A 3956-nucleotide genomic window follows, 5' to 3' on the forward strand; every position below is an offset into this window, starting at 1 on the left:
CCGGGCGCCTGAGCGCGCCGCGCGCGATGAACGTCTTCATCGTCCACGCCCACCCGGAGCCGCGCTCGTTCAGCAGCGCGCTGTGCTGGACGGCCACCGAGCAGCTCCGCGCGCTGGGCCACGAGGTGCGGGTGTCCGACCTGTACGCCGACGGCTTCGACCCGGTGGCGAGCGCGGCCGACTTCGGCGCACGCAAGAACCCCGACTACCTGGTCTATGCGCTCGAGCAGCGCCACGGCTACGAGGCCGGCACGCTGGCCGAGGACATCCGCGGCGAAGTGGCCAAGCTGCTGTGGTGCGACCTGCTGATCCTGAACTTCCCGGTCTTCTGGTTCGCGCCGCCGGCCATGCTCAAGGGCTGGATCGACCGCGTGCTGATCTCCGGCCTCACCTACGGCGGCACGCGCTTCTACGACCGCGGCGGCCTCGTCGGCAAGCGCGCGATGGTCAGCCTGACGCTGGGCGGGCGACCGCACATGTTCGGCCCCGACGCGATCCACGGCCCGCTCGACGACATGCTGCGGCCGCTGCTGCGCGGCACGCTGGCCTACACCGGCCTCACGGTGCTGCCGCCCTTCGTGGGCTGGCACGTGCCCTACATCAGCGAGGCCGAGCGCGCGCAGATCCTGGTCGACTACCGGCGTCACCTGACCCGCCTGGACACGCTGGCCCCGCTGCGCTTTCCCAGCCTGGACGACTTCGACGCGAAGCTGCACCCGAAGGTGGCGAGCCACGTCTGAGGGGACGGCTGCGCCGTCCGGGCCGAATGCACTCCCGACGGTCCGGCGCAACGCTTGCGTGGAGAATCGCCGAGCCACCTCCGGCGGACTTTCCGAACGCGCAACGACATGGATCGCCTGCAGGCCATGACCACCTTCGTCGCTGTCGTCGACAGCGGCGGCTTCGCCAGTGCGGCGCGCAAGCTCAACCTGTCGCCGCCGGTCGTGACGCGCGCCGTGGCCGAGCTCGAGGAGCGGCTGGGCCTGCGGCTGCTGACGCGGACCACGCGCGTCGTCCGCGTGACCGACGCCGGAGCGCGCTTCGCGGAGGACTGCCGCCGCATCCTGGCCGACATCGACGAGGCCGAGATCACCGCCACCGGCACCCACGCCACGCCGCGGGGCACGCTCACGCTCACGGCGCCGGTGCTGTTCGGGCAGCTCTACGTGACGCCCATCCTCGTCAGCTACCTGCAGCGCTTTCCGGAAGTGGAGGCCCAGTGCCTGTTCCTCGACCGGGTCGTCAACGTCGTCGAGGAAGGGGTCGACGTCGCGGTGCGCATCGGCGAGCTGCCCGATTCATCGTTGCAGGCGGTTCGCGTGGGGCGCGTCAGCCGCGTGCTGGTGGCGGCTCCAGCCTACCTGCAGGCTCATGGCACGCCCCAGCGGCCGGAAGACCTGCCCGACCACACCCTCGTGTCCGCGGCCGGGGTGAACCCGGTGTTGGAATGGCGGTTCAACAACGCGGGCAAGGTCCTCCTGCAGCGCGTGCAGCCTCGCCTGCGCACGGTCACCAACGACTCCGCCATCGCGGCCACCCTGGCGGGTCTGGGCATCACGCGGCTGTTGAGCTACCAGGTCGCAGCGCATCTGCGCAGCGGCGCGCTGCAGGTCGTGCTCGAGGCGTTCGAGCCGAACCCGCTGCCGGTGCACGTCGTCCACCACGAGGGGCGGCGCGCGACGCAGAAGGTGCGCGCCTTCGTCGACCTGGCCGTCGATCGGCTGCGCGGCGATCCGGCGTTGCACTGACGCGGCTCACGACGGCTGCGGCGGGCTGGCCGCGGTGTCGCCGCCGGGGCCGGCCAAGGCCGCGAGCCGGGCTTCCAGCGCGGCGATGCGCTGGTCCCGTTCGTCGAGTGCGCGCTGCACGTCTTCCGCATCGAAGCGGACCGGGATGTGCTGCGGGCAGTTCCAGTCGTAGCCCTCGACGGTGACGACCATGGCGCGTTGCGGCCGCGCCTGATAGGCCGGGTCGATCAGGGCCTTGGCCAGCGCATCGTCGGGCGCCAGGTCCTTCACCGCCAAGCGACCGAGCAGCTTCAGGCGCACGCGCCGCGCGTAGTCCATCAGGATCAGCGAGACACGGTCGTTCACGGCCAGGTTGCCCACGCTGATGAGCTGCCGGTTGCCGGCGTAGTCGGCGAACGCCAGCGTTCGGTCGTCCAGTGCCTTCAGGAAGCCTTTCGGGCCACCTCGGTGCTGCACATAGGGCCAGCCGGTCTCGGACACGGTGGCCAGGTAGAAGCTGCGCTGCGCGGCAATGAACTCGAGCTCCGCCTCGCCCAGGCGATCATGGGACGCCGGGGCGTCGCCTTCGAAGCTACGCGCATAGCCGGCCCGGCTGCCGTCGCGCTGCTGCGCGGCCTTGACGGACGGTGTGAAGGCGATGTCGGCAAATGCGTGGGACATGACGGGCTCCTCGGGCTGATGCGCTGCAAGGGCTGCGCATGACCGTCACTGTGGCCGAATCGTCCTCACGGCGGAATCGCCGCAGAAGCCAAGTCAGTGTTTCGCGTCCTGAAAGAAAGGGCCGCGCGCCGGCTGCGACGCGACCCGTTCGCGGGCTACGAGGCAGCGTGCGCCTCCCACTCGAACAGCACGTCCTGTGCGCCCTGCTTCGAATTAGGACGGGCTGATCACCGGGATGGTATGCAGCGGGGAGACTTGCACTGACCGCTCTGGGCACTCGCCGTCCGTTGGCCGTGATGCGCTGAGCTGCGGCTTTGCAGCGCTTGCTGTCCCTGGTTTCCGCCGGACGTAATCACACTGTCCGTCGTCAGGCAGCCGTTGGCACGAACGCAAAGCGCCAACTTCACCGGCTGCTTTACGAGATGCTGCAGCCGTATCGCTCTCCGGCCCGGGTCGGCATCAGTTGACCATCGAGGTAAAGACCTCGACGCAAGGCACTTCTGGATTTGCCATGCTCACCCGCAACGAGTGGGAAATGGCTATGGAATCAGAGCGCCACGCCTTTTATTTTTGGAATCTGCGAGACCCATTAAAACCCAAGCTTGCCATCGTCAGTAGCGAGACCATGCTCAATCACATGCCACAAGATCAGGGCATGGGGCAGTGGGATTGCACCAAGGTTCCGTTTTCTGCGTTCACGGAACAGTTCGCCTCGCTTGACAGGAACAAGTCGCCTATTTGAATAGTAGAACCCTGCTGCCCGCGTGTGACGAAGATGCCGAGTATCGAGGCTGTCCGCTGTCCCCTTTCGTCGGTATTGCGGGCATACCGGCCCTGGCCCGTCGAACGGCCGGTGACGAACGCCGCCGCCGCTCAGGATGTCAACATCGAGTGACTCAGTTCAGTCTCAAGCCGCCCTTCACTGGCGCTCCGCTGGAGTATTGGGCGCCGCTCGGCCCAAGGTCACACGAGGCCCTGCCGCGCCGCCACACCAGCGACGAAGCAGCCAAACGCATCCAGCAGCGGCGCAGCGTCGAAGCTCGGGCCTTCCAACATCGCCAGCGCCTGCACGGTGGCTTCCAGCGTCGAGACCTGGTCGGCCCGCCGCGCAGCGCGGATGGTGCGGTACCGCGTGGGCGCCGGTGCCTCCAGCGGCAGCCGCGGCAGCGCCGCCAGGGCCGGGTGCTCCAGCAGCATCCGCAGGCTCTTGCGCCACGTCGCGTCGATGACCACCAGCCGCAGCGGCGCGCCCGCTGGTGTTGCCGGCGCTGGCGGCGCGGGCGCGGCGGGCACGTCCGGATAGAGCAGCCGCGTCTCCCGTCCGGGGCGGTGCAGCAGGGACTGCAGCGCTTCAGGCGCGAAGCGCTCGCCGACCGCCACCTCGCAGTGCGCCAGAGACAGGCGCAGCAGCGCCACGCTGTTCTTCGCCTGGCGCTGTTCCTGCGGGTGCTGCAGCACCAGCACCTCGGTGTGGTGGCCGGTCGGGCGCGCCAGCGTGCACAGGCAGGTGGCCTGGGGGCGCAGGCAGCGCGAGCAGGCCGCGCGGCC

5 protein-coding genes are annotated in these 3956 nt (G+C 69.3%); 3 read left to right on the forward strand and 2 right to left on the reverse strand.

Annotated elements, in window-relative coordinates; translation table 11 throughout:
- Both x551_RS19420 and x551_RS19425 read left to right on the forward strand, forming a co-directional pair.
- Nucleotides 1-740: NAD(P)H-dependent oxidoreductase (locus x551_RS19420; protein WP_343252161.1), on the forward strand; the 740-nt coding region annotated here is incomplete at its 5' end.
- A 108-nt stretch (nt 741-848) separates the two neighbouring features.
- Nucleotides 849-1748: a LysR family transcriptional regulator gene (locus tag x551_RS19425; RefSeq protein ID WP_036234602.1), complete on the forward strand. Its 900-nt coding sequence runs from the start codon at nt 849-851 to the stop codon at nt 1746-1748.
- A gap of 6 nt (nt 1749-1754) precedes the next feature.
- Here x551_RS19425 and x551_RS19430 read toward each other — a convergent pair whose 3' ends face one another.
- Nucleotides 1755-2408 (reverse strand): pyridoxamine 5'-phosphate oxidase family protein, encoded by a 654-nt coding sequence (locus tag x551_RS19430; RefSeq protein WP_011830891.1) that lies wholly within the window; start codon nt 2406-2408, stop codon nt 1755-1757.
- A 463-nt stretch (nt 2409-2871) separates the two neighbouring features.
- Here x551_RS19430 and x551_RS19435 point away from each other — a divergent pair, with 463 nt between their 5' ends.
- Entirely contained in the window at nt 2872-3150 is a 279-nt protein-coding gene (locus x551_RS19435) for a DUF3883 domain-containing protein (protein ID WP_011830890.1), read from the forward strand.
- A gap of 221 nt (nt 3151-3371) precedes the next feature.
- On the opposite strand, the gene x551_RS19440 is transcribed toward x551_RS19435, so the two are convergent.
- Nucleotides 3372-3956: tRNA-uridine aminocarboxypropyltransferase (locus x551_RS19440; protein ID WP_036250371.1), on the reverse strand; the 585-nt coding region annotated here is incomplete at its 5' end.

This window comes from Methylibium sp. T29 (genome assembly GCF_000576205.1).
GTDB lineage: Bacteria > Pseudomonadota > Gammaproteobacteria > Burkholderiales > Burkholderiaceae_C > Methylibium > Methylibium petroleiphilum.